This is a genomic window from Aphanothece stagnina RSMan2012 (assembly GCF_046764815.1).
Taxonomy (GTDB): Bacteria; Cyanobacteriota; Cyanobacteriia; order PCC-6307; family Cyanobiaceae; genus NIES-981.
Genome location: NZ_JBKOUC010000011.1, coordinates 40,670 through 66,183 on the forward strand (window position 1 = coordinate 40,670; position 25,514 = coordinate 66,183).

19 protein-coding genes and 1 riboswitch are annotated in these 25,514 nt (G+C 66.9%); of the genes, 2 read left to right on the top strand and 17 right to left on the bottom strand.

Translation table 11 applies throughout. The features are described 5' to 3' along the window. Nucleotide 1: 1 nt before the first annotated feature. From ACLNEE_RS08890 to ACLNEE_RS08910, 5 genes are all read right to left on the bottom strand, one after another. Nucleotides 2-7,558, bottom strand: coding sequence for a SpvB/TcaC N-terminal domain-containing protein (locus ACLNEE_RS08890; RefSeq protein WP_411421451.1), 7,557 nt, complete (start codon nt 7,556-7,558; stop codon nt 2-4). A 580-nt stretch (nt 7,559-8,138) separates the two neighbouring features. Continuing rightward, the gene (locus tag ACLNEE_RS08895) at nt 8,139-9,125 is read right to left on the bottom strand and encodes an integron integrase (protein WP_459382402.1); all 987 of its coding nucleotides are present in this window, start codon (nt 9,123-9,125) and stop codon (nt 8,139-8,141) included. A gap of 38 nt (nt 9,126-9,163) precedes the next feature. Then, nucleotides 9,164-10,480, bottom strand: a complete 1,317-nt coding sequence (gene glnT, locus ACLNEE_RS08900; protein ID WP_411421494.1) for a type III glutamate--ammonia ligase — start codon at nt 10,478-10,480, stop codon at nt 9,164-9,166. Between the two features lie 77 nt (nt 10,481-10,557). Beyond that, the gene (locus tag ACLNEE_RS08905; protein WP_411421453.1) at nt 10,558-11,547 is read right to left on the bottom strand and encodes an alpha/beta fold hydrolase; all 990 of its coding nucleotides are present in this window, start codon (nt 11,545-11,547) and stop codon (nt 10,558-10,560) included. Beyond that, a complete protein-coding gene (locus ACLNEE_RS08910) occupies nt 11,544-12,461 on the bottom strand; it encodes a fatty acid desaturase (RefSeq protein WP_411421454.1) in 918 nt (305 codons plus the stop codon). The genes ACLNEE_RS08905 and ACLNEE_RS08910 overlap by 4 nt, the downstream gene beginning before the upstream one ends. 143 nt (nt 12,462-12,604) lie before the next feature. Here ACLNEE_RS08910 and ACLNEE_RS08915 point away from each other — a divergent pair, with 143 nt between their 5' ends. After that, entirely contained in the window at nt 12,605-12,823 is a 219-nt protein-coding gene (locus ACLNEE_RS08915) for a hypothetical protein (RefSeq protein WP_412007004.1), read from the top strand. A 148-nt stretch (nt 12,824-12,971) separates the two neighbouring features. Further along, nucleotides 12,972-13,676 carry a hypothetical protein gene (locus ACLNEE_RS08920; protein WP_411421456.1) on the top strand — a complete coding sequence of 235 codons (705 nt, stop codon included), beginning with the start codon at nt 12,972-12,974 and terminating at the stop codon, nt 13,674-13,676. Here ACLNEE_RS08920 and ACLNEE_RS08925 read toward each other — a convergent pair. The 12 genes from ACLNEE_RS08925 to ACLNEE_RS08980 form a co-directional block, all read right to left on the bottom strand. Beyond that, nucleotides 13,621-14,703, bottom strand: coding sequence for an aromatic ring-hydroxylating oxygenase subunit alpha (locus ACLNEE_RS08925; protein WP_411421457.1), 1,083 nt, complete (start codon nt 14,701-14,703; stop codon nt 13,621-13,623). The two genes, ACLNEE_RS08920 and ACLNEE_RS08925, sit on opposite strands and share 56 nt — an antisense overlap. Then, nucleotides 14,700-15,470: an ABC transporter ATP-binding protein gene (locus tag ACLNEE_RS08930; RefSeq protein ID WP_411421458.1), complete on the bottom strand. Its 771-nt coding sequence runs from the start codon at nt 15,468-15,470 to the stop codon at nt 14,700-14,702. The genes ACLNEE_RS08925 and ACLNEE_RS08930 overlap by 4 nt, the downstream gene beginning before the upstream one ends. A 32-nt stretch (nt 15,471-15,502) precedes the next feature. Continuing rightward, nucleotides 15,503-16,330, bottom strand: a complete 828-nt coding sequence (locus tag ACLNEE_RS08935) for an ABC transporter permease (protein ID WP_411421459.1) — start codon at nt 16,328-16,330, stop codon at nt 15,503-15,505. A gap of 20 nt (nt 16,331-16,350) precedes the next feature. Then, nucleotides 16,351-17,358, bottom strand: coding sequence for an ABC transporter substrate-binding protein (locus ACLNEE_RS08940; RefSeq protein WP_411421460.1), 1,008 nt, complete (start codon nt 17,356-17,358; stop codon nt 16,351-16,353). A gap of 105 nt (nt 17,359-17,463) precedes the next feature. Then, nucleotides 17,464-18,876 (bottom strand): type III glutamate--ammonia ligase, encoded by a 1,413-nt coding sequence (gene glnT / locus ACLNEE_RS08945; RefSeq protein ID WP_412007005.1) that lies wholly within the window; start codon nt 18,874-18,876, stop codon nt 17,464-17,466. Then, entirely contained in the window at nt 18,873-19,595 is a 723-nt protein-coding gene (gene hypB, locus ACLNEE_RS08950) for a hydrogenase nickel incorporation protein HypB (RefSeq protein WP_411421495.1), read from the bottom strand. Before hypB ends, glnT (ACLNEE_RS08945) begins: the two co-directional genes overlap by 4 nt. Nucleotides 19,596-19,600: 5 nt before the next feature. Next, nucleotides 19,601-20,002, bottom strand: a complete 402-nt coding sequence (locus ACLNEE_RS08955; RefSeq protein ID WP_411421462.1) for a hydrogenase maturation nickel metallochaperone HypA/HybF — start codon at nt 20,000-20,002, stop codon at nt 19,601-19,603. A gap of 3 nt (nt 20,003-20,005) precedes the next feature. Continuing rightward, nucleotides 20,006-21,196: an agmatinase gene (speB, locus tag ACLNEE_RS08960; protein ID WP_411421463.1), complete on the bottom strand. Its 1,191-nt coding sequence runs from the start codon at nt 21,194-21,196 to the stop codon at nt 20,006-20,008. 32 nt (nt 21,197-21,228) lie between these two features. Next, a riboswitch (guanidine-I (ykkC/yxkD leader) is annotated at nt 21,229-21,350 on the bottom strand. A gap of 69 nt (nt 21,351-21,419) precedes the next feature. Continuing rightward, nucleotides 21,420-21,641: a hypothetical protein gene (locus ACLNEE_RS08965; RefSeq protein WP_411421464.1), complete on the bottom strand. Its 222-nt coding sequence runs from the start codon at nt 21,639-21,641 to the stop codon at nt 21,420-21,422. Nucleotides 21,642-21,753: 112 nt separating this feature from the next. Continuing rightward, nucleotides 21,754-23,169, bottom strand: a complete 1,416-nt coding sequence (fumC, locus tag ACLNEE_RS08970) for a class II fumarate hydratase (RefSeq protein ID WP_411421465.1) — start codon at nt 23,167-23,169, stop codon at nt 21,754-21,756. Beyond that, nucleotides 23,169-23,768, bottom strand: a complete 600-nt coding sequence (locus ACLNEE_RS08975) for a thylakoid membrane photosystem I accumulation factor (RefSeq protein WP_412007006.1) — start codon at nt 23,766-23,768, stop codon at nt 23,169-23,171. The genes fumC and ACLNEE_RS08975 overlap by 1 nt, the downstream gene beginning before the upstream one ends. A gap of 71 nt (nt 23,769-23,839) precedes the next feature. Then, the gene (locus tag ACLNEE_RS08980; protein ID WP_411421467.1) at nt 23,840-25,480 is read right to left on the bottom strand and encodes a DUF3685 domain-containing protein; all 1,641 of its coding nucleotides are present in this window, start codon (nt 25,478-25,480) and stop codon (nt 23,840-23,842) included. Nucleotides 25,481-25,514: the final 34 nt, after the last annotated feature.

The window sequence follows — 25,514 nt, forward strand, 5'->3', positions numbered from 1 at the left end:
ATTACGGCGTCCACCTAGGAACGCCCAACAGGAGATCTGCCCCCCCTGGTGGACGGAATAGCCGTTCGTCGATTGTCCACAACGAGCCACCGCCAGCTCGCGTGTGAGCCCCGATAACTAAATCTCCTGACACTCGACCTCTCCCGGTCAGTCCCTCAAAAAGTATTCCCCTTTCCGCTACGCGCTCGTAATCGGATATGCGGCTTGCCATACCAAGCCCTTCATCAATTGGTAATCCAAGACCCTCTACTACTCTGCGCTGTGCTGGATTGGTTATTTCTGAAATGGCCGGCCTTGGTATCGCAAAGTCAATTCCTGTCGACCTCGCTGCGTGCAATTGACGCTCAAGTTCCGCACCACGTTCGGTACCCCGTCCAATCTCAACCAAAACCGATGTATCAATGAATACCCGACTTCGAGCAGCGTCTGTCGCACGATCCGCCGCACGCGCAGTAACCGCACCTCGATCAGCAGAGCGAGCTATATCGGTGGCTCGATCGACGGCCCGAGCCACATCGACTCCCGTTTCAACGACATGAGATGCCCGCCGAGCCATCCTCGCCGCAGTCGCGGCTGAGCCAATGCCCGGAATCATTGCGGCTACGCCAAGAGCAGCACCAAGGTAATCACCGCGCCCCAAAGAAATGCCCGCATTGACCAAATCCGCAACCTGACTGGCAATGGGAATATCCGTCATGCTGAAGACATCTAGCGCAGTTTGAACAGCGTCTAGCGCTCCTTCTCTTTCGCTATCGGATATTCCTTCTGAACTACCATCATCACTCGGCGGAGCAGAACGCTCTTGAGCAGGTGGCTCTTCAGGCGAAGATAGCGTTTCGGAAGGCGTTGAAGGAGTAATGACTTTGTCTTCGAACGTGATTGATTCGCCAACGATCGAAATGTCGGATGACCGGGCATTGAAATACCAACCGACCTGATTGCTGCGCCATTCTAGTGTCGGCCGGTCGATCTGATACAAAGTCCCGTTCTCTTCAACGATCTGTCCTGTTAGGGCACCTTCGAGCCTCGCTCGCGCTTCAGGTGTGTTGGTGTGTATATCCTGCTCGAAATCCGGTCCAAGCTGATAAATTCGCTCGCCTTCCATACCCAGCGCATCCCGGAAGTTGATGGGAGCGTTGCTACAATAGCGGAAAGCGTTGAATCCGTCCTTGAATCCAGCGGGATCGCTGCTAGTCCATTTCCCCAACCAAGGCGCGTAATACCTCGCGCCAAAGTAATACAACCCGGTTTCGTCATCCCGCTCTTTGCCGCTAAATCGATATCGCTTCAGACTCAGATCGACTCCCGGTTTGGCCGAGCGATAGGCCGTCGTGCCGTACGGGTGATATTCCTCATAGGAGATCGGATTGCCGTCTTCATCCGTCTCCAACACCGCTGAGCCGAGGTGATTGGCATACTGGTAGCGAGTCAGCGCGACGTTGAGCGGATTCGCCGGATCATCGTTGTCGTCGTCCCGCGTCTTGGTATCGACCTGCGCAATGTGGCCGGTGTTGTCGCTGATGTGGACGGTCCAGCGTTCCAGGCGCAGATCGTTGGTGTTGCGCCGACGGCGGCGGTGGATCATCACCGCGCCGAGGAATATCCATTCGAGCTTGAGATTGCCGTTGCGCTCGATCACCTTGCGAAGACGCTGCCCGCCCAGGCCATAGACGTAATACGCCGTGCCGCCACCACCCAGATCCACCCGCCGCAACTGGTCCATGAAGTTCCAGTCCATGGTCGCCAGATGCGGCATGCGGTTCATGTTGCCGTAGGCGTCGTAGCCGTAGCTGCCGGTGTAGGGGCCTGCTTCCGGGTCGCCGGGCTGGCTGGTGGACGTCAAACGGTTGGTACGGTTACCCGGCGCGTCGTCAAAGGCATAGCGGTAGTGGCGCGTCCAGCCGCCACCGACTCCGGCTTGGGACTGAAAGCGGTGCTTCAGTGCCTTGATGTTGCCCAGCAGGTCGTATTCGTATTCCTCGGTGTAGTTGCGCACCGCCTCGACGTTGTTCGGGTGCGGAAGTTGGACGAAATCCAGGTCAGTGTGAGTGCGGATGGCGTCGTTGACACCGCCAGCGAGCTCCCGACCGGTGGCGCGGATGAGCTGGTAGATCGCGTCGTATTCGTACAGGCTCTCCGGCTTGACGACCGCGTTGTTGAAGTAGTGCGTCTGCTGCGCGTCGTCGCGGATCTGGGTGATGTTGCCGACTGGGTCGTAGCAGTAGTTGAGGTTCTGCAGCCCTTGGGTCTGCGGTTCGGCGCCTGATTTGTGGGTTAGCAGATTGGTCAGGCGGAAGGTCTTCGGGTCGTAAAAGTAGCGGGTGAAGACCTCGTTGCCGTAATGCGCGAATTGGCGCTGGCCCTTGGCATCGTAGTCCTGGCCCTTCAGGAACTCGATGAAGTTTCCCTGGCCTCGGATCTCCGCCTTGAGTGAGGCCAGGAAGTTGGCCTCGTTGTAGGTGGGAACGATGACCGTGGCATCGGGCAACGTAACCCGGGTTGGGCGGTTCAGTGCGTCGTACAGGGAGCTGGCGGTGAAGACTTCGGCGGTCTCCAGCGCGGGATCGGCGGCTGCCTGGATGGCGGCGACATCCGGCTGGCCGGGCAGTGCGCTCCAGTCGAGATCATTCTTGTAATCCTTGGAGAGGACGCGGTCGACGGACGCCGGGTTGCCTTTGAAGTCCAGCTTCGGCACGCGCACCATACCGGCCTGGTCGAAGATCAGATGAGCGGTGCCGAGCAGATTGAGCGGCTGGGCGGTGGCTTGCCCCAGGCGGTCGCCATAGACCACATAGTTGAAGAGGATCTCGGCCTGACCGGCTTGCTGCACGAAAGTGCTGACCGGCCGGTGCAGGTTGTCGTACTCGGCGCGGAACTGGCGGCCATGTTCATCCCAGGTCTTGACCAGGGCGCCGAGCACGTTTTGAAACGTCCAGCGGTGGCCTTTCTCGGCGCTGTCGCCGACGATGGCTGTGCCGGCCATGCCGACGAAGCCGCTGGCCACTTCCCGCTGTGCCTGGTCGAACATCTTCGAGAAGCGTCCGGTCAGATCACTTTCCGAACGCACCGCCGCCGTCTTGCCACCGCCGTAGTCCGACACGGCGTAGACCGGGCGGCCTAGGCTGTCGAAATGGATGAGGCCCGGCGTGTCGGCGTGTTTGGCGGCGAGCCAGGCAGCGCGGCGTTCCGGGACGTTCAGCGGTTCGGGCTGCGCCGTCGGATCGGGACAGCCGCGGTCGGCGTACCACTGGCTTTGCTTGACGGTGTCGTTGGCGTCAAAGACCTTCTGCCACCAAGGCGTGAACTCAACCTTGGCGAAGGTACCGTTCGGGAACAGCGTGCGGATGTTGCGCCCAACCGGGTCGTAGTAGAGAACGGGCGTGACGCCGATTTCGCGCAGCACCAATTCGTCTTCGTACTCGTGCGTCGTGCTGAAGTACCGCTCGTACTGCTTGACCGGTTTACCCTTGTTGTTGAGGACGGTGCGCCCGTTGCCCACCCAGCGCGGATCGGCATCCACTTCCACCTTGGTGCCGTCCAAATTGACTTTGAATGCCTTGCCGGGGTGCGCCTGGGCCTTGACCATCGCTACGCCGCCGCTGCCGTTGGAATAGGTGTAGCTTTCCTGCCAGCGGGGATTGCCGGCACCGTGCTGCTCACGCGCAAAGGTGTGAACGTAGTTGGGCTTGCGGTTGTTCATCCAGTTGAACAACTCGTATTCCATCCGCGTGGTCGGGTCGGCCAGCGTGTCGCCGTCCACCGAGCCGGCCTTGCCCATGACAGCGGTCTTGACCACCATGCGCAGCTCGTCATGTTCGACGGCGGAGCGGTTCCCGTTGGGGACGGTCATCAGCACCGGGCCGAGGACGCGGTAGTCATTGACCGCCGTGACGACATTCCACGCGGCCTGTTTGATTTCTACCTTTTCGATGAGCAGGACGTGCTGATCGAAGGTCGCGATCGTCTCCAGGCCGAACGGGTCTTTGGCGCCGATTGGGAGGTAGAAAGTGTCGCGAGGATTCGCTGGATAGACCGCCGTGCCGGAGGGTAGCCACCAGTTGGTGTCACCCGCAAAGTTCACATAGCCCGCCGCAGTGAATTCGGCATTGCTGACTTTGCCGGCGTAGTGGGCGGCCGTGACGCCAGGCGTGAAGGCGAGCTTGTAGCTCTGATGTCCGAGACCCAGCGAGTCCCACTGCCCCAATGGCAAGGGGTTCAGTGCGTTGTCGAGGAAGAGCGTGCGGCTGTGAGAGAGCAATCGCTTCTGCGGCGTGACGCCGTCCGCGACGACTTCATAGTCGATCGGGGCGGCAGCGGCGATCTTGTTCTTGATCTCCTCGAACTGGAAGAATGCGTCGTCCGGCGCGATGCCGGTGATTTCGTAATTCCTGGACTCGAAGGGGACACGTAACCGGTAGGCTTCGACCGGCGCGGCTTGCTGGATGTCTTGCGTGTAGTCCTTCTCGGCATACGTGATGTAGCGGTGTTCTTGGTCGTGGGTGACTTCTGCGGGAAGGGTAGCGTCGGCGATCTTGCGGCCATACACGACCGAGCAGGACTTGCGGGCGTTGCCGTACTCGTCGAGATCCAGACCAAAGGTGTGTGAGATGCGAGGGTCAGCCGGATTGCGCTCATAGTTGAGCGAGATGGATTCCCGGCCAATCGGAAAGAAGACGCTGTGCCGCTGATTGCCACGTGCCTGCAGCCAGCGAATCTCGAAATTGTTTTCGGTAACCGTATAGGGGTGCTCTTGTTCTGCCGAGCCGTCGTGGCTGTAGATCTCCTGCCGCAGCGGCAGACCCTTCAAGGCACGAACGCATTCGCGCAGTTCGCCTGCACTCAGCCCCGCGGGCAGGAAGGGCTCGGGGATGTGCTGTTCTTGCCGGTAGTACTCGTGACGGTACTGATGCAGGATTCTTGGTCGGTCGAGGAATACCCCCGTGTGATACCAGGTGCGGGTTGTGACCGGCGGCTGATTCAACTCAGGCGCCAGTTCTTGTGCGCCTCCCAGTGCCTGCACGCCCACGACATAGTCTTCGAACGCCTCGGTGTCGAACTGCTCCACCATGCCGAAGCCGCGGAACTCGCGCTCCTCGCCGTCGAAAAAGCCATGGTGGTAGGCGTAGCGGGTGACGAAGCGGTTGCGGCTGATCTGGTCCCAGGTTTCGACGCGCTCTACCACGTGCACCGGAAACGGCAGGCGCGTGATCCAGGGCTTGCCGTTGAGCTTGTCTTCCAGGTAGAAGAGCAGCGAGGAGCAATACTGCACCCGCGTTTCGGCGCCGAGGTTGTTAAGGCTGGTGGTGAGTAGGTGGGGCTTGCCCTCGGCCATCAGCTTCACGTAGCGCATCTGGCGGCCGCTATCGGAAGCCAGCGGTGTCGACCACACCAGGCAGGCAGTGCCATTGCCCAGCAGATCCAGGGTGGCAACCCGGGCCATGTTGTGGATCGGTGGGAACACCCTCAGGGGCACCGCGTCGCTCCAGCCGTTGCCCGCCTGGTTGAAATAGAGGCGTACCCCCTCGGCGTGGAGGTAGATCATGTCCGTGGTGCCACTGCCATCGATGTCGGCTAGCAGTAGCCGTTTGGGATCAAACAGTTCCGGATGGTCGAACAGGGGCGGGTTGTCCATCGACACCTTCGCCCCGAAGTGCCCGTAGCCCAGATTCGGCCAGTAGCAGATCTCGCGGCCGTGCACGCCGGCGCGGATGCGCACCACATCCGCCTGGCCATCGCCGCTCATGTCCGCCAGGTGGATGCTTTCGGTGCCATCGGCAAACACCACCCGTGGCCCTTTCTCTTCGTCCCACGGCAGCGGTAGCCGCTGGGCAGCCTCAAAACCCTGCTCCTCCAGGGAGCGGTGCCACACGAACACATCGCCCTCGCTGATCAGCAGATCGGCGTGGCCGTCGCCCTCGAGGTCGATGAAGCGCAGGTTGGGGTCGCTGAAGTCGACGTTCGGCAGCTGTCGGAACGGGCGGAAGGGCTGCCAGCCCTCGGCACCGTCGTGCTCATATAGGCCCGGCATGGGGCCGCTGAAGGACACCACATCCGGCAGTCCATCGCCGGCCAGATCGAGGATTTGGGCGCCGGCCGCCAGGCTCACGTTCGGTCGGCTAGCCACCGTTTCCAGCGCTGCAAAATTGGCCACATCGGCCTGGTTGTCGCTGCGCAGCCGCTGGCTCAACGGGCTGAGGTTGCGCTTGTAGAACCAGACCCCCGCCTGTTCCGTCAGGATCCCCGGCACCCCCTCACCGTGCAGATCAACCCAGCGGTAGCTGCTGCCATCGAGGCCGACCGGCAGGTTCTCCAGGCTGATGGGATCCACCGTCTCCACGGTTTCACCGAGGGTTGGCTGGCTGTAGCGGAACTCCAGCGGTGGCAGCGCTTTGGTGGTGGTCGTGCCGCCCTCCCGCTTCCAGCCCCGATGTACCACCTGGCTGAGGAAGCTGTAGACGGGCTTGCTGGCGATGCTGGGATCGAGCTCGTCGTCGTAGACGAACTCGGTGCTGCGCACCACACCCTCATACCCCTTCTGGAAGGGGCGATCGGTTGTGGCGGCTTGATCGGGGATGTGGTGCAGCATCAGCACCCGCTCGCAGCGGCGGCAGGTGCGCACCTCGAAGCCACTGCGGTAGCTGGAGAAGGCATCCGGGCGGTAGAACCAGGGCTGCTCCGCCGTTCCGCTGGGGTCGTCCGCGTTTAGCTCGCCGTAGTCGAAGCGCACCTCGAACAGCCAATCGGCGGCGGTGTCGGTGGGGGGAGCGGGAAGATCACGCAGGCGCCGCGGGCGCTGGCCCTGGGCATCGAGCAGTGGCGTGCGGTTGCCGTAGAGGATGCGCTGCAGGTAGCGCTGGGCGGTGCGAGCCGGCGCGGTTCTTGCCCCCCGGTTGCGTTGATGGGCGGCCCGGAAGGGATCGTCCTGGTCGGGCCGCAGGGTGGCAGTGCCGTCTTCCGCTTTGTAGAGATAGCGGATGCCGTTGCCCTTGTCATCGCGGCTTTCGCAGATCAGCCAGCAGAAGATCCGCTGCGGATCCTCGGGATCGGCGATGCGGCTGTTGGCATCGGCGCCATAGATCGTGAGGATGTTGTCCCTTGAAATCGAGCGCCAGTGCACGTCGGCCCGCTGCTCGGCCTCGGGGCGAAGGTCGGTGGCGGTGGGAATCCACTGCCAGCGCTCGATGCGGGCGAACAGTCCCTCGATGCGGGGGCGGTAGCGGCGCACCCGGTAGCCGTCGATGAGGTCGTCGTGGATCTCCAGCCCTGCGGCCCCCTGGCGCAGCACCGGCACCAGGTCTTCTGCGCCCGAAAGCACGAACACATCCGCCTCCTGCGGATCGGTGCTCCAGTCGCGGTAGCGGGGCAGGCCCTTGTCGGTCTTTCGGGTGATCGCCGGCAGCGCCAGGCTCCATCCGAACCCGAAGGGCCCGTTGCCGGCGCCGGAGTCGTAGCTGAGGCTCAGTTGGGGCCCGAAGCCACTGCGGCCGTGGCTGGTGGCGATCGGCACCGACATTGAGCCGGTGCCTGTAACAGGGTTGGCTGCGAACTTCTCGCCCATTCCGCGGATCGCCCCTCCCCCCTTGGGCAGGGAGATGCTGGGGGGCTGGATCAGCTGGGATTGGACCTGGCTGTTGCCGCCATCTGACGCACCTTGACCACCCCAACCGCCAGCTTGCGCCCGCGCCGACGGGCTACCGCCCGCTGGACCTTGCTGGCTTGGCTCTGAAGGGTGAGGGGATGCCATTCGCCACTCAGGCGAGAAACCATGACCGCTTTATGGCAACGGCGCAGCAATAGCGCCACGGATTTTACAAACCTTTCCTCTTAGGCCACAGCATCACTAATTGAATTGAGGCCCCGAACAGATTATGGACTCAATGTGTTTCAAAGCCGTCCGCAATTGATACACAACTTCCACTGTCTTTGGCCAGCATCATAACTCAGGGCAAGACCACCGAACGCTGAATAGACGGGTCCGGTAACCAGTTCTGCTCAATTCCCATGGTCAGCCTATCCAACCTGGCCGCCCCTGGCCACTTGTACCACTTCGCCTCCCGGGCCAAGGTTGTCGCGGCCAGGCCGCCTCGTGTGAGCATTTTATGCGGATCTGATAACCACATGTTCAGGCTGACACGTTGTCAAAGCAGGTCGGCGGGGCTGGAGACGCCCAGTGGCCCCCGATTCAGGACATGGGTGTAGATCATGGTCGTCTTGAGATCGCTGTGGCCCAGTAACTCCTGAATCGTGCGGATGTCCTGGCCCCGCTCGAGCAGGTGAGTGGCGAAAGAGTGGCGCAGGCTGTGGCAAGTCGCCGGCTTGCTGATGCCCGCGGCCAGAACAGCTCGGCGCACGGCCTTCTGAACCAGGCTGGGATCCAGGTGGTGGCGGCCCTCTTCACCGCTGCCTTGATCGCGCCAGCGCCCCTGCTGCGGAAACACCCACTGCCAGCCCCATTCCACTGCCGCGTTGGGGTATTTGCGGGCCAGGGCATGGGGAAGGTGTACCCGTCCCCAGCCATCGGCCAGATCGCGCTGGTGGATCTGTCTCACCTCCTGCAGATGGGGGCGTAGCCGCTCGGCCACGCTCTGCGGCAGCAGGGTGCGGCGGTCCTTGCCGCCCTTGCCGTTGCGCACCGTCAGCTCCTGTCGGCCGAAGTCGAGGTCGTGCACCCTCAGCCGCAGTGCCTCCATCAACCGCAGGCCACTGCCGTACAGCAGCCCGGCCACCAGCGCCTCCGTGCCGTTCAGTCGTTGCAGGACTGAGCGAACCTCCTCCAGCGTCAGCACCACCGGTAGGCGCCGCGGCGTTCTGGCTCGCACCACGCCCTCCAGCTCCAGGTCCCGCTCCAGCAGCTCCCGGTAGAGAAACAGCAGGGCTGAGAGCGCCTGGTTCTGTGTGGAAGCACTTACCTGAAGATCCACCGCCAGATGGGTGAGAAAGGCGTTCACCTCGGCGCTGCCCATCTCCCTCGGGTGCCGCAGGCTGTGGAAACGCAGATACCTCCTGAGCCACTGCTCGTAGGTCGCCACCGTGCGCCGGGCGTAGTGGCGGGTCTGCAGCTCCTCCCGGTAACGCTGGATCAGCCCCGGGGGCTTGGGTTGCTCGGGCATCGCGGCTTGCACCACGGCAATGCCTCAGCGTTGCCACCGATGGTGCGCCGCCCTCAGCAGTCGAGCGACGTGCGCCGTTCGGCGTCGGAGATGTCGCCCCGTTCGCGCTGCCACTGGCGGCGGCGCAGCCTGCCGTAGGCCTGGCAGAACTCCTCCCCGAGGGCCTGGCGCAGGTGGCTGTCGCCATCGAAGGCATCGAGGGCTTCGCCCAGATCGGCGGGCAGGCTCGGGCAGACCTCCGGCCCCAGCGGGCGGGCGTAGTTGTCGTTGTCGCGGCGGGGCCCGGGCTCGAGCTGGCGCTCGATGCCATCCAGACCGGCCGCCAGGATGGCCGCCTGCAGCAGGTAGGGGTGGGTGGAGCCATCGGGTAGCCGCAGCTCCAGCCGCTGGTCGTCGGGGATGCGCAGCATGTGGGTGCGGTTGTTGCCGCTGTAGCTGATGCCCGCCGGACTCCAGGTGGCCCCGGACGTGGTGGGTGGTGCCGCCAGCCGCCGGTAGCTGTTCACCGTGGGGTTGGTGAGGGCGCACAGGGCCGGGGCGTGCTCCAGCAGTCCCGCCAGGAACTGATAGGCCAGTGCCGAAAGCCCCAGTTCACCGGCCGGATCATGGAACAGGTTCGTGCCGGCGCTGGCTGTGCCCGGCGCTCCCCAGAGGGAGAGATGGGTGTGGCAGCCGTTGCCGGTGCGCTCGGCGAAGGGTTTGGCCATGAAGCTCGCCTTGAGCCCCTGCTGCTCCGCCAGCGTCTTCACCATCACCTTGAAGAAGGCGTGCCGGTCGGCGGTGGTGAGGGCGTGGGCGAAGGTCCAGTTCACTTCGAACTGGCCGTTGGCGTCCTCGTGGTCGGCCTGGTACGGCCCCCATCCCAGGCCCTCCATCGCTTCCAGCAATGGGCCGATCAGCCCGTAGCGGCGCATCAGGGCCAGCTGGTCGTAGCAGGGTTTCTCCTGGTGATCGGCCGGATCGGCGACGCCTGCGCCATCGGCGCCCAGCAGGAAGAACTCCGCTTCCACGCCGCTGCGGAGCTCGTAGCCCAGGGCCGCCGCCCGCTCCAGCTGGGTCCGCAGCAGGCGGCGCGGACACTGGGCCATCGGCGTGCCGGCCAGCACCAGTTCCGCCGCCACCCAGCCCACCTCCGGCTGCCACGGCAGGGGCGTGAGGCTGGCGGGATCGGGAATCGCCATCACGTCGCCATCGGCGGGGGAGAGATCCAGCCAGGCCGCGAAACCTGCGAACCCGGCCCCGTCGCGGGCCATGGCCGGAATTGCCGAGGCGGGCACGAGCTTGGCCCGCTGGATGCCGAACAGGTCGGTGAAGGAGATCAGCAGGAACTTGAGCTGCAGCTCGCGGGCCTGGCTGGCGAGATCGGGCATGGGTCGGGTGATGGTGGGGGCCGTGGTGATCGGAGGTGGAGCGGGGCTCCGGGAACGGGCCTGGGCCGTCGGTGGGGTCAGCTGCTGAGCAGCCCCTCGACGATCTGCCGCAACCGGTGCTGCTCCGGTGGGCTGCTGTGGGGATTCCCGGCGCGGTGCCCCAACTCGGAGTGGATCACATGCAGGTCGGCGCCGGGAATCCGGGCGGCGTCGGCGGCCATATCCGCGACGGTGAAATAGAGGTCGTGGTCGGCCGCCACCACGGCCGTGCGGGCGGTGATCGAGCCGAGAGCCGCCTCCAGCTCCCCACCATCGGCCACGTCGTGGGCCAGCCAGGTGTCGAGCATGGCGATCAGGTCGCGGGGATCGTGGCGGCGGTAATGCGGCAGCCACTGCTTTTCCACGTGCTGTTCCACCGGTTCCTCGAGGCTCTGGAAGAACGGCTGGCTCGCGGCCCAGCTGGCATAGATCAGCGCATAGGTGCGCAGCCCCTCGACCGGATCACCGCTGAAGCCGCTGCCGGTCCAGTGCCTGTCGGCCGTGAGCGCCTGGCGCAGGCTGAGGCAGAACAGCCGGTTGTGGGGCGAAGTGCGGCCCGTGCCGCAGACACAGCAGATCCGTTCCACGGCCGCGGGGTGGTCCACCGCCCACCGGTAGGCCTGCTGGGCGCCCATCGACCAGCCGTAGACGAGGGCCGGCCGCTCGACTCCGAACACCTCGAAGAGCAGCCGCCGCTGGGCGGTGACGTTGTCCCGCTGGTCCACCACCCAGCCCTGCTCGGCCAGACCCATCGCCCCATGGCTGGGGCTGGTCGAGGCGCCGTTGCCGAACATGCCCGCGATCACCAGGCACCAGCGGGTGGGATCGAGCACCGGCCCCGCCAGCCAGGTGAGGTCCGCTGGCCGGGCTCCATAGGAGGTGGGCACCAGGATCAGGTTGGAGCGCTCGGCATTCAGCTGGCCGGTGGTGGCGTAGCGCAGCGTTGCTTCCGGAATGACCTGGCCACAGCTCAGGGGAAAGGGTCCCAGGGCGAAGTCCGCCTCAACCCAGGAGGCCGTGCTGGTCATGCGGGCAGAGCCAGGGCCGGCAGGTCGCGCAACAGCTTGCGGTGCACGGCGAGATAACCCGGAGCCAGGTGGCGCAGCTGGGGGGCGACCCAGTGGTGGGCGGCAGGGAGCGCGTGGAAGGGAATCGACGGGTAGAGGTGGTGTTCGGCGTGGAAGGGCATGTTCCACATCAGCCAGCGCACCGGAGCCGCCGTGAGGGTGGTGCGGGTGTTGGCCAGGCCGTCGCTGCTGAAACTGCAGCCGCTGTGCTCGGCGAGCAGCACGAAGCGAAGGAAGGGCTGGCCGACGGCCAGGGGCAGCAGCCAGCTCCAGAACAGAAACCCGTTCGCGTGGATGCAGGAGAGCGCCAGCACCACCCCGTAGACCAGGAACTGCAGGCGCACGGAGCGGCGCACCTCGGGGATCACCTCGGGGCTGAGGTAGGGCAGAGCGCTCAGGTCTCCCCAGAGCAGCCGCCCGTACCCCCTCAGCTTGCCGCTCCACCAGTTCCAGCCGCTGAGCTCGAGCAGGTAGCCCCCGAGCGTTGTGGGCACGGGATCCTCCAGCTCAGGATCCCGCCCGGGCTGGTGGGTGAAGCGATGGTGCCATTGGTGATAGCGGCGGTAGAAGGTGGCGTTGTAGAAGCTCAGCAGCCCTGCCAGCCAGGCCACGCTGTCGTTGACGGAGCGGTTCCGGAAGGCGGTGCGGTGGCAGCACTCATGCAGGGGAGCAAAGCAGGTGGCCAGGGCGATGCCGTTCAGCACCAGTCCGGCCGCTCGCCAGATCAGGGGCAGGCCGCTCTGCCGCCAGACCAGCCCCGTCAGCACGATGGTGAGCAGGTGCACCGCCAGGCGGACGACGGCCGGCCCGTCGCGGAGGCCGTTCAGCTCGGCAAGGGCCTGGCGTTCGATCAGGCTGGAGGATTGGGGTGCCATGGCGCCACTCCAGCAGTCGGTCTGCCCCCCTTGCGGTAGGCGATGTGACCGGCCGCCTTCTCCTGCGGCTGCAGGCCGGCCCCAGGCTTGATCACGCCTGACTAAAGTGAGATCGAGAAAAAGGTTGAACCGTGATCCGCACCATGGCCAGCGTTGACCAGGCGATCCACCAGCCTGCCGGCACGGTGCGTTCCGCCGATCCACGCCCCGCATCTGATCCACGCCATGAGGCCATGGTGGCCTCGCTGCGCACCCGGTATGCCGCAGCGGTGGAGCGCCAGGACGCTGCCGCCAAGCAGGCTCTCTTCCAGGAAGGGGTGTACCTCGGCATCCTGCCCCAGGAGTTCATCGATCCCGCCTGAACCTGCTGCTGCCCCGCTCCTGCTGCACAGCCTCTGGGGGTTTGAGGGGGATCTGGAGCAGGTCATCGACCGCGCTGGTCGACATGGTTTCGATGGCCTGGAGGCCAATCTGAACCACCCCTGCCTGCTTGGCCGATCCCCTTCTGCTGTGCTGGAGGCCCTTGCTGCCGCGGACCTGGCCCTGGTGCTGGAGGTGGTGACAGGCGGTGACTATGTGCCTGAGCCGACGCGGAGCCCGGAGAGCCACCTCGCTGAGCTGGAGCGCCAGCTGGAGCGCGGCGCGGCCTACCAGCCCCTGAAGGTCACGGTGATCACCGGCTGTGATCACTGGCGCTGGCCGCTCCAGGAAGGCTTCTGGAGCCGGGCTCTCGAGCTGGCGGCGGCCAGCGGCCTGCCGGTGAGCTTCGAGACCCACCGTTCCCGCAGCTTCTACAGCCCCTGGATGATCCATCCGTATCTGGAGGCCTTCCCTTCGCTGCGTCTCACGGCGGACATCAGCCACTGGTGCGTGGTGGCGGAACGGCTGATGACGCCTGAGCTGGAGCCGATCGCGTCCATCGCGCCGCGGGTGGACCATATCCATGCCCGGGTGGGTCACCCCCAGGGCCCATCGGTGGGGCATCCGTTCGCTCCCGAATGGGCCGAGGCCCTCGAGGCCCATCGGCGCTGCTGGCAGCTCTTCCTCGCCGCTCGCGCCCCCGGCGCCAGCCCCGCCACGGTGACACCGGAATTCGGGCCCGATGGGTACCTGCCCCAGATCCCCTTCACGCGGGCCCCCGTCGCGGATCTGCTGGCGATCAATGCGGCGATGGCGTGCTGGATCCGTGCCGGTGCGCTGGATCCTGCTGCCTGAGGCCCATCAGCGTGTCGTAGAGCTGCTGCTGCTGAAGCAGGCGCCGTTCGAGGCGGTGGGGAGGCCCGGGCCGCAGGCCGCTCGCGTAGCCCCGCTGGGCCGACTCCACCAGGCGGCGGTCTTCCTCCAGGAAGGTCAGCATCGACTCGAGCCAGGCTGGGGCCATCGGCGCCTGGGAGGGTTCGCCCAGGAGCCACAGATCCATCCGGCAGCGCTCCAGGCTGAGCGGCGGAAAGCTGATCACGGCCAGCCGACCATCGGGCCAGAGCAGCAGGTGCGTCCAGGGGGCCAGACCGAAGGTGAGGAATTCGCCGTCCGCCATGGGGGTGGCGAGCAGGGAACCATGGGGACTCAACGCATGGCGGTAGTCGCGCACCGGCCCCTGGTACCGGTGCAGCGTTTGGGGATGGGCGATGGCGACGTGGTAGTCGTCCAGGGTGTTGTCGTGGGCGATCTTCCAGTTGCAGGCCAGCTCCAGGGTCGTCTGGGCCAGCAGCTGCCGTGGCGTTCCGAACCGCTCACCCGCCTCCGCCAGCACCAGATCGAGCTGCTGCTCCAGGGGGAGGGGATCGCTGCCGATGGCGACCCAGATCAGCGGGCCCATCACCGCGCAGTCCAGGGGCTGGAGGGGCCAGTCCTGCCGCTGGAAGGGTTCCAGGAAGTCCGATTCCCGGGCGGCCGCCAGCAGCTGACCGTCCAGGCCGTAGGTCCAGCCGTGGTAAGGGCACACCAGCCGCCGGCAGGCCCTGGACGCTGCGGCCGGCTCCAGCAGCGCCACCCCCCGGTGGGGGCAGCGGTTCAGGTAGGCCCGGGGCTGCTCTCCCGGCGGATGGGTGAGCAGCACGGGCAGGTCCAGCAGCTCGAGGGCGAGGCCGTGGCCGGGCGGGAGGGCGTCCACGGCGGCCACGGGGTGCCAGAAGTGGGGGGCATAGCGCTGCCGTTCCGCCAGGGCCGCGGCAGCCGAGCCATAGAGATCCGCCGGCAGAAACGCGGGGGAGCCCAGCCGGGCAGGGTCGTTGCCGCTCATCCGGCCAGGGCCGGCTCCAGGCCCCTCAGACACTGGGCCAGATCCTCCCGCAGGCTCAGAAACTCCGGCGAGACGCGCAGGTGGGCCATGTTCTGGTGGTCCAGGTCCACCTGCACGCTGCGCACGATCCGTCCCGGCCGCGGCGCCATGATGTGCACCCGCTGGGCCAGCAGCAGGGCCTCCTCGAGATCGTGGGTGATCAGCAGCGCCGAGAGCCCGGTGCGCTGCCACAGCTTGTGCAGGAATTCCTGCATCGACTCGCGGATCTGCAGGTCGAGAGCTCCGAAGGGTTCATCCAGCAGCAGCACCTTGGGCTGGGCGGCGAGGGCCCGGGCGATGGCGACGCGCTGCTGCATGCCCCCGGAGAGCTCGCGGGGCAGCCGCCGGGCCGACTCGCCCAGGCCCACCACCTCGAGGTAGTAGCCGGTGCGCTCCCGGATCTCCCGTCTGGCCAGCCCCTGCAGTTCCATGCCGAAGGCCACGTTCTGGGCGGCGGTGAGCCAGGGATAGAGGCTGTACTTCTGGAAGACCATCCCCCGGTCCGAGCCCGGGCCCCGCACGGGCTGACCGTCCACCGTGATCACCCCGGCAGTGGGGCGGTCCAGTCCGGCCACCAGGCGCATGACCGTCGATTTGCCGGAGCCGGAGCTGCCCACCAGGGCGACGAATTCCCCGGTGTTCACCTCGAAGCTGATGCCCTCGAGCACGCACTTCGCCGTGCGACCCACTCCGAAGGTCTTGGAGACGTTGTCGACGCTGAGATGCATGGGAGGTGCTGTTCGGTGGGCCGAGGGACAGATCAGTTGGCCCAGCGGCAGGTGCGCCGCATCAGCAGGCGGAAGCCCAGATCGATCAGCAGGCCGATCAGCCCGATCACAATCAGGCCCAGGAAGATCTCATCGGTGCGCAGGAACCGCTGGGCAAGGCTGATGCGCTTGCCCAGCCCTTCGTTGGCGGCCACCAGTTCGGCCACGATCACCAGATTCCACGCCGAGGCCATGTTGATGCGGTAGGCGTCGATCACCTGCGGGGCGATGCAGGGGGTGATGACCCGCACCAGCACCTGGGAGGTGCGTCCCCCCAGGGTGAGGGCGGTCTCCACCAGTTCGTTGGGCACGAACTTCACGGCATCCATGATCATCAGGGTGTTGAAGAACAGGGTGCCGATGAAGATCAGCAGGATCTTCGGCAGTTCGCCCAGGCCGAAGTAGATGATCAGCAGGGGGATGAAGGCCGGCGCGGGCATGTAGCGGATCAGGGCCATCAGCGGCTCCAGCAGTCGGCAGATCACCGTGCTGGTGCCCATGGCGATGCCCAGGGGCAGCGCCACCACCGCCGAGAGGGCAAAGCCCCCGAACACCCGCCCCACACTGGCGACCAGGTCAGCCCAGAGCACACCCTGGGCGGCCTGGCTCTGCCCGGCGGCGATCACGCCGGACGGACTGGGCAGGAAGAGCGGGTCCACCAGCCCGGCGCTGGTGACGGCTGTCCAGATCACCACCACGATGAGCACCCCCGCCAGCCCCAGCACCCAGGGGTGCTGGCTGAGGCGTTTCAGCCGTTCCATCGCGGCCGGCGCGAGCGGTGCGGCGTCGACCAGGTCAGAGTTGCTGGCGGGAGAGGTCATGGTGGCGGGTTTCCCTCAGCTCACTTCGCCGCTTTGACGAACGTGTCGACGAACAGACCATCCAGCTTGGGTGGGGTCTTGGCCAGGCCCACGTTCTGGAGGAAGGTGCTGATCTGATCCGCTGCGTAGGGCAGCGAGGCCATCGTGTCCCCGGCTTCCAGGGCCTTGAGGTTGTCCTCGAGGCTGAAGATCGTGGTGCCGGCGTCGTAGGCCTTGTATTCCTCCTCGGACACCCCGGCGCGCTGGCTGAGAATGGTGAGCGAGGGGCCGGGATTGGCCTTGATTTCCGCCAGGGTGGCGAACCAGGCGTCCACGAGCTTCTGAACCTTCTCCGGGTTCTGCTTGACGAACTCGGTGCGACAGACGAGGTGGTCGCTGATCGCCCCCGGGAACTCCTTGGAGGAGAAGAGGGTCGCGCTGCCGGATCGCTTCAGGGCCTGGGTGGTGAACGGCGCGAACACCCCCACCGCATCCACCTGGCCCGCCACGAAGGCGGCGGCCGCCGCTCCGGTCTCCAGCGGCACGAAGCTGATGTCGTCGGCGCCCAGGCCAGCCTTCTTCAGGCCGAGCAGCAGCAGGTAGTGGTCGACCGTGCCCTCCTCGGCCGCCACCTTCTTGCCCTTCAGATCGGCGATGGTGCTGATGCCTTCGGCGGCGATGATCTGGTCATTGCCGGTGGAGTTGTCGTTGGTCAGCACCACCTGCAGATCCGCCCCGCCGGCGATCGAGCTGATCGTGTCGTTGAGGGTCTGGCTGTTGCAGTCCAGCTGGCCGGCGTTGAGGGCGTTGATCGAGTCGAGGTAGCCGTCGAACCACTGCAGGGTCACCGGGATGCCGAACAGGCCCTTCTCCTCGGTGACCTTCCAGGGAATCCAGCCGGGCCAGGCGCTGTAGCCGACCCGCACCGGGGTGTCGGAGCTGCCGCCGCCCTGCTGGCTGCAGGCCGAGAGGGCACCGGCACCCAGGCCGAGCAGCAGCAGGGTGGCGAGCAGGCGTTGGCGGGTTCGGGGCTTTCGGGTTGGGGTCATTGGAGGGGGATGGGAAAAAGGTTGGAGAGGGAAAGGTGGGGGCGCGGCAGGCGGGGCCGGAAGCGCTCAGGGGGGAATGGGGCGGCGGAACCTGGGGGCCATGGCTCAGAACAGCTCCAGGTAGCGCTCGGTTTCCCAGCGGGAGATGGTGCCGTGGTAGCTGGCCCATTCCTCGCGCTTGAAGGCGATGAAGGCGTCGGCCATGGCCTCGCCGAACACCTCGCGGGCGAGCGGATCCACCGCGAACGCCTCGATCGCCTCGCCCAGGGTCCGAGGCAGGGTGGTGAGGCCCCGGCGGGCGCGTTCCTCGGGGCTCAGCCGGTAGGCGTTCACCAGGTTGGGTTCGCCCGGATCCAGCTCCTCCCGGATGCCCTCCAATCCGGCCGCCAGCAGCAGGGCGGCGGCCAGGTAGGGGTTGCAGGCGCTGTCCGTGGCCCGGCACTCCACCCGGCTGCCCGCACCGGGGATGCGGAGCATGTTGGTGCGGTTGTTGTTGCCGTAGCAGATGAACACCGGTGCCCAGGTGAAGCCCGACATGCTTCCCTGCACCACCAGGCGCTTGTAGCTGTTCACCGTGGGGGCGATCACGGCACAGATGGCCGGGGCGTGGCGCAGGATGCCGGCGATGAACTGGCGGCCCAGGGGGCTCACCCAGCCGGCCCGTCCGTCCTCGGGGGTGAACAGGTTGCTGCCGCTGGCCAGGTCTGCCAGGGACATGTTGAAGTGCGCCCCACTGCCGGTGCGGTCGCCGAAGGGCTTGGGCATGAAGCTGGCGATCAGGCCATGGCGGCGGGTGATCTCCCGGGCCATCAGCCGGAAGAAGGTCACCCGATCCGCGGTGATCAGACCGTCGGCGTAGCCGAAATCGGTCTCGAACTGGCCGTTGCCGTCTTCGTGGTCGAAGGAGTAGACGCCCCAGCCCAGGCCGTTCATGGCCCGCACCAGCTCATCGAGCCAGTCGAGGTTGTCGAGCAGGCCGCGTAGGTCGTAGCAGGGTTTCTCGAGGGTGTCGGCCGCGCTGGCCGGCATCAGTTCGCCGTCGGGGCCGCGCCGCAGCACGAAGAATTCCGTCTCCACGCCGAGGTTGAAACGCAGGCCCATGCGTGCCGCCTGGTCGCGCACCCGGCAGAGGATCGTGCGGCTGCAGGCCTCGAAGGGCTGGCCGTGGAGCTGGAGGTTGCTGGCCATCCACACCGTGTCAGGCCGCCAGGGCAGCACGGTGGCCGAGCTCAGATCGGGCAGGGTGGCGACTTCGTCGTCGCTCACGTCCTGAGGCACCCCGTCGAGGGCGGCGCCGGTGAACAGTTCCGAGCCGGCCAGCATGGCGGGCAGGTGGTCGATCGGCACGGCCTTGGCCTTGCACACCCCGTGCAGGTCCACGAAGCTGGCCAGGGCATAGCGAACGCCCTGGGCCTGCAGCTGGGCCTGGGCCTCCTCGCCGGTGAGGCCGGCCCGAAGCTGCAGGGCCGGCAGGGGGGGCAGGGCCGTGGCTCCGCCCGGTACGCCGCCGCCGCTCATGACGCCACCAGGACGGGGACCGCGCCCTCCGCCTGCCGTGCGCTCCGGAGCATCTCCAGCTGCTGGTTCAGCCAGGCATGCCACGCCTCGAGGCCCTCGCCGCTGGTGGCGGAGACCCGGATCACGGCACAGCGCGGATTCACCTGGCGGATGTGGGCCTCGATCCGCTCCACGTCCACCGGCAGGTAGGGGAGCAGGTCGGTCTTGGTGATCAGCACGCAGTCGGCCTCCCGGAACATCACCGGGTACTTGAGGGGCTTGTCTTCGCCCTCGGTGACGCTGAGCAGGGCCACCTTGCGGTGTTCGCCCACCGCGAATTCGGCCGGACAGACCAGGTTGCCGACGTTTTCCACCCAGAGCACATCGAGGCTGGCGGGATCCAGCCGTTGGCGCAGCAGCCGCAGCCCCCCGCTCACCATGGCCGCGTCGAGGTGGCAGGCCCGCCCGGTGGTGATCGGCACCACGGGCACCCCCACCGCTTCGAGCCGTTCCGCATCGAGCTGGGTGGTCATGTCACCTTCCAGCACCGCCATGGCGTGGCTGCCGGCGAGCTGCGCCAGGGAGCGCTCCAGCAGGGAGGTCTTGCCGGCACCGGGGCTGCTCATCACATTCAGGCAGAGCAGATCCCAGCCATCGAAGTGTTCGCGGTTGTGGTCGGCCTGGTGCTGGTTCGCGGCCAGCAGGTTGAGGCCGAGGGTGTCTTGCAGGGGCATGTGCATGGCGATCAGCAGCAGGGGGACAGGGAGGGACTGGCGGGTTCGAGGCTGCAACCCTCGAGGCTGTAATCGACGGAGCGGATCTTCAGTTCCCGGCCGCTCACGATCTCTTCCATCGGGTGCTGGCAGCAGGGTGAGCGGTAGGCCTCTTCCGCGCTGGGCTGGTAGGTGGCGTTGCAGGCCACGCAGCGGCCCACCAGGGCGACCGGTTCGATGGCGAGTTCGGCCCCGGCCAGCCAGGTGTTCTGCACCGCGGCCTTCCAGGTGAAGACCAGCTGGTCGGGTTCGACGCAGGTGAACGCACCCACCAGGAGATGCACGGTGCCCACGCGGGGAACCGCCGGGCTGTGCCGACGCTTCCAGTCCTCCATCGCCAGCAGCAGACATTTGGTCATGTCGACTTCGTGCATGGCTCACCTCCAGGCCTGGTCGACCTGCATGTTGCAGGTGCTGCTGATCCAGGACGGCAGCGCTTTGCGGGGCAACTGGCCGCTCACCACCAGGTGGGCCATGGTGTCGCAGATCACCCGGGTGGCCATCAGGGAGGTCATGTCGCTGATGTCGTAGGGGGGGGAGACCTCCACCACTTCCAGGCCACAGACCGGCACGTTGCGCACGATCAGTTCCAGCAGTTTCAGCGCTTCCCTCGGCAGCAGCCCGCCGGGCTCAGGCCAGCCTGTGCCGGGGACGAAGCCGGCGTCGATGCAGTCGATGTCGAAGGAGATGTACACACAGTCGGTGCCATCGGTGGCGCGTTCGATCGCGAACTTCGCCGCCGCCTCCAGGCCCATGTCACAGATGTCGGTGACGGTGAGCACGTTGGTGCCCCGCTCCCGGCAGACCTTGACGCCCTCCCGGGGAACCTGCCAGCCACCGATGCCCAGTTGCACCAGGTTGGGGGCCGGCGCGTTGGCCATGTTGGTGGCATGGAACCACGGACAGGTGTGCATCCGCTCGTCCAGGTCGATCTCCTGGGTGTCGACATGACGGTCGAAATGGATGATGCCCACCTTCTTGTCACCCAGATGGCGGCAGACGCCCCGCACGGTGGGAAAACCGATCGAATGGTCGCCGCCGAGGATGATCGGGAAGGCGCCGCTGCTGAACACGTGGGCGACCCCCTTGGAGATCTGGTCGAAGCTCTTCTCGTTGTTGGCGGGAATGGTGAAGATGTCGCCCACGTCGCAGAGCTTGATCTGCTCGCGCAGATCCACGCCCATTTCGTAGTTGTAGGGGGTGTAGAGCGCCGAGATGCGGCGGATGCCCTGGGGGCCGAAGCGGGTGCCTGGCCTGTAGGTGGTGCCGGAATCGTGGGGCACCCCCAGGATGGCCACGTCGAACTCCCCGACCCGGTTCACATCCTCGATGTACGGGGCCTTCATGAAGGTGTTGATGCCCGCGTAGTGGGGCAGCTCACCGCGCGAGAAGGTGGAGATGCGGCGATCCACGATGCTGTCGGCCGCTTCCAGGCCGTAGCGGTGGGCCTGATCCACCTCCTGCTGCCAGCCGGTGAGCGGGAGCGCACGCTCCTTCTCAAGGGCACGCATGCCCTCCGTGGGATGCAGCCGTTCGAAAGCGCCGTCGGCGCCTGAGGAGGAGGTCATGGGGGGTGCCTGGAGAGTCTGGAGATGGAGCGGTCTCCCGGGCTTTTGTCCCTCCGTGCACCGGCGTGGCCGGTGGGGCTCTCTTGGACCAGTCGCCCTGGCACCGGGTGGAGAACCACCGCGGTGACGGGCCGGAACCCTAGAACCTGTCCGCTCGTGAAGTGTGTGCGAAGCGGGCTCGGCGCTCGGTGCCGATGACTACCAACTCCGCAGCTGACGGGTTTCAGTGCTGGTGATCGTGCCCGTGCTCAGCGCTGTTCTGCCCTTGGTGGGAGCTGTTCTGGCCCTGCTGGGTGGGCTGGTGATGGTCCGGGTGGGCCAGGGCGGAACCGGCCTGCAGGCCCAGCAGACCCAGGGCGGCCAGCAGGACCATGACGCTCTGGCCCAGGGGACGACGACGGGCGAGGGGCCGGGTGTGGGCCCGGAGGTGGGGCGATGGGGTCATCGGAAGGGGCATCGGGGCAGGGGGACCCAAGGACCGTATCCAGCGCCGGGGGGCATCCCGGTAGCCGACGACACCAAGCGCAGGGCAGGGCGGCGCAGGGCGGTGGCCAGGCTCAGGCTCCGCCCGGCGGTTCCACCATCCGCTCGGGTTGCACCCACTGGTCGAACTCCTCGGCGCTCAGTTCCCCCAGCACCAGTGCGGCCTCCCGCAGGCTGAGCTGGTGGTGGTGGGCATGCTTGGCGATGGCACAGGCCCGGTCGTAGCCGATGGCCGGGGTCAGGGCGGTGACCAGCATCAGGCTCTGGTCCAGCAGGGTCTCGATGCGGGCCTCGTTGGCCTGCAGCCCCTCGATGCAGTGCGTGCGGAAGCCGGTACAGGCGCCGCTGAGCAGCTCGATGCTCTCCATCACGTTGTGGGCGATCAGCGGCTTGAACACGTTCAGTTCGAAGTTGCCCTGGCTGGCGGCCATCTGCACGGCACCGTTGTTCCCCATCACCTGCACGGCCACCATGGTGAGGCTCTCGCACTGGGTGGGATTCACCTTGCCGGGCATGATCGAGGAGCCCGGCTCGTTCTCGGGGAGCACCAGCTCGCCCAGCCCGCAGCGGGGGCCGCTGGCCAGCCAGCGGATGTCGTTGGCGATCTTCAGCAGGGATCCGGCCAGCACGGTGAGCGCCCCGTGGGCGGCGGCCAGGGGTTCATGCCCCGCCAGGGCCTGAAACTTGTTCGGGGCACTGGTGAAGGGGAGAGCGAGGCGCTCGCGCAACCTGGCGGCCACCGCCTCGCCGTAGCCGTGGGGTGCATTGAGGCCCGTGCCCACCGCCGTGCCCCCGATGGCCAGCTGGTGCACCTGGGGAAGGGTGGCGAGCAGGCTCTCGAGACCTAGCTGCAGCTGGGCGGCATAGCCGCCGAATTCCTGCCCCAGGCTGAGCGGAACCGCATCCTGCAGGTGGGTGCGGCCGATCTTGATGATCCGGCTGAAGGCCCTGGCCTTGGTGCTGAGGGCCTCGATCAGGGCCGTGACGGCGGGAATCAGTTGCCCATCCAGCGCCACGGCGACCGCCAGGTGGAGGGCAGCGGGAAAGGTGTCGTTGCTCGACTGGCTGAGGTTGACGTGGTCGTTGGGATGCACCGGCTGCTTGCTGCCCAGCACCCCGCCGACCGCCGCGATCGCCCGGTTGGCGATCACCTCGTTGACGTTCATGTTGGTCTGGGTGCCGGACCCCGTCTGCCAGATCCGGAGGGGGAACTCGCCATCCAGCTGGCCCGTGGCCACCTCTTCGGCCGCCGCCACGATCAGGTCCGCCAGCTGGGGGTCGAGCCGCCCCTTGTCCCGGTTCACCTCGGCGCAGGCGGCCTTGAGCTGGCCGAAGGCATGGATCACCGCCAGGGGCATGGCCTGGCCGAACGGGAAGTGGTGCAGGGAGCGTTGGGTCTGGGCGCCCCAGTAGTGGTCCGCCGGCACGGCGACCGCGCCCAGGCTGTCGGTCTCCCGGCGGGTGGGCGGCGCAGGATCGGCGGGCGTCATCAGCGGCTCACCACCTCCGTGTTGAGCTCGTTGAAACTCATGGTGCCGCTGGTCTTGAACCCCTCCGGCAGGGGGATGCCCGTGGCTGTGCTGACGGCGTCATTGATCCGCTCGATCGCCACCTGCCCCTCGGCATCCAGCAGCACCTGGCCATCGCCGTCGAGCACCACCACCTGGGGCACCCGTCCATGCCAGTAATGGGCCGGGTCGCGGGCCCCCCCGTCGCCCCTGTTCTGCAGCGGGTCGGTCACCAGGGGGATCAGCTCGACGCTGTTGCCCCAGAGGCGCTGCAGCTCCGAGACCACCGGGGAGAACTGCTTGCTGCCCGCATCGTCATCCAGGTAGAAGACCAGCAGGGCAGGTCGGTGTTCCTCCAGGGTCTGGGCCAGGGACGCGCGCGGCGGGACGAGGGACCCGTTTCCGGCATAGAGGGCGTAGATGTTGCCGTCGTAGGTGTTGTTGGTGAGGGCGGCGGCGGCGGGCTGGCTGCACAGCCCGAGCGCCAGCAGGAGAGCCAGAACGGGCATCAGCCGCGCCCGCCAGCGCCGGATCAGGGACAACGGCGCCCTGATCGGCGACCTGTTCGCGGTGCAGCCCATGCCCTTCGCCTCAGCCCTTGCCTGGTGGCGCCATTGTGCAGCCAAGCCCCGCCGGCCTGGCGTGCCGGCATCTAGGGACGGCTCACGCCGCGGCCCAGCCCCTGCAGGATGCCCCGCCCGATCAGGCCGATGGCCCGCCCCACCACCTGGGTGAGCAGCACCACCACCAGGTTCCCCACCCCCTGGATCAGCTGGCGCAGCTGGGGGGCCAGGGCGTCTCGGGTTTCCAGCGCCAGGGTCACCAGCTGCTGCAGGGGGCGCAGGCGGCGGAGTTCGGCATCGCGGGGTTCCAGCAGGTTCACCGCACCGATGGTTCCGGCATCGACGCACAGCAGCCGGCGGCGGCTCTCGTAGAGCGCGATCGGCCGCTCGAACCAGTCGCTCCAGCGCTGCTGGGCGTTCAACTGGTTGCGCAGCCGTTCCAGATTGCGGGTCGAGAGCAGGTCGGCCCTGAGCAGGTAGCGGCGCAGCTCGGGCCAGGGGCCGCAGCAGGCCAGGACCTCGGCGGCCAGCAGCTCAGCGGTGCGCACCAGCCAGTTCGCCACCAGCCGCTCCAGCTGGAGGATGGCCCGCAGTTCGTCGGCGGCCAGCAGCTGCCCGTCCACCAGCAGGGGTTGGGCCATCACGAGCGTGGCCAGCATCGGCTGGGCATCGGGAAGTTCCGGATCGTCGACCGCCAGATCGCTGGATTCGATCAGCGTCCTGGCCACGGGCTGGAGGGCTCCCTGTCGGGGCAGCTGGACATAGGGGCTGGCCATGGCCCGCAGGGCCTGCTCACGGAGCTGGGGCTGGAGGGAGACCCAGCGCTCCCTCAGCACCGCCGGCGACGCCGGCTCGGCGGCCAGCTGGGCCCGCAGCCCTTCCAGCTGATCGAGCAGGGCCAGCAGCAGATCGGCGCAGCGGGCGGGGCTCAACCCTTCGATGGCCAGCAGTTGTCCGCTGTGGTTGGCCAGCCCTGCCGCGATGGAGCTCTCCAGCCGGCCGCGGACCGCCAGCCAGATTCCCTCGGCGTTGCGCTGCTGCAGGGTGAGCTGGGTGCCCCGGGACGCGTCGGCAGGATCGTGGGCGGGCGCAGGGCTGTCCTCGGGCAGCCCCCAGGCGAGGCTGAGCGGCCCCCAGAGCAGCAGGAGCAGTTGGCGGGCGCAGGCCAGTTCCCGCAGCCGACCTTCGAGCATCCACTGGTGAAGGGGATTGGCGGGCGGCGGGTCGAGCAGGCGGCGGCACTGGGCGCGGACGGTCTCGATCTGCTCCAGCCCGCCCACCAGCAGCCACTGGCCGAGGCCGACGCCGGACGCGGGGGGAGGGGGGGACGGGGAGGGGGTGCCGGGGGAGCACAGCTGCACCACCCGGCCGCCGGAGCGGAGGGTGGTGACGGCGTCGATGATCTGCTCCGGGCTGGGGGCCTCCAGCAGGCCATGGGCCGGAAGATCCAGAAGGGCGGAGGCCGCGAACCGGTGCCCCGGCGGCAGCAGGATCAGCAGGGGAGCGGGTTGCCACCGCTCGCGCAGCAGCAGGGCCTCGCGGCGCAGCACGCTGGCATCGCTGCCGTTCTCAGGGCGCCAGATCTCCGGGCGCCAGATCACCAGCTCGGGGGCACCCTGCAGCGCCGACGCGGCCGAAATCACACCCATCCCCTCGAGCTGATCCTCGAGCAGGCGCTTCAGCCCGTTCGCCACGAGCGGTTCAGCGAACAGCAGAAGCTGCGGACTCACACACCCAGGCCATGGTGATGGCCCAAGGTAACGA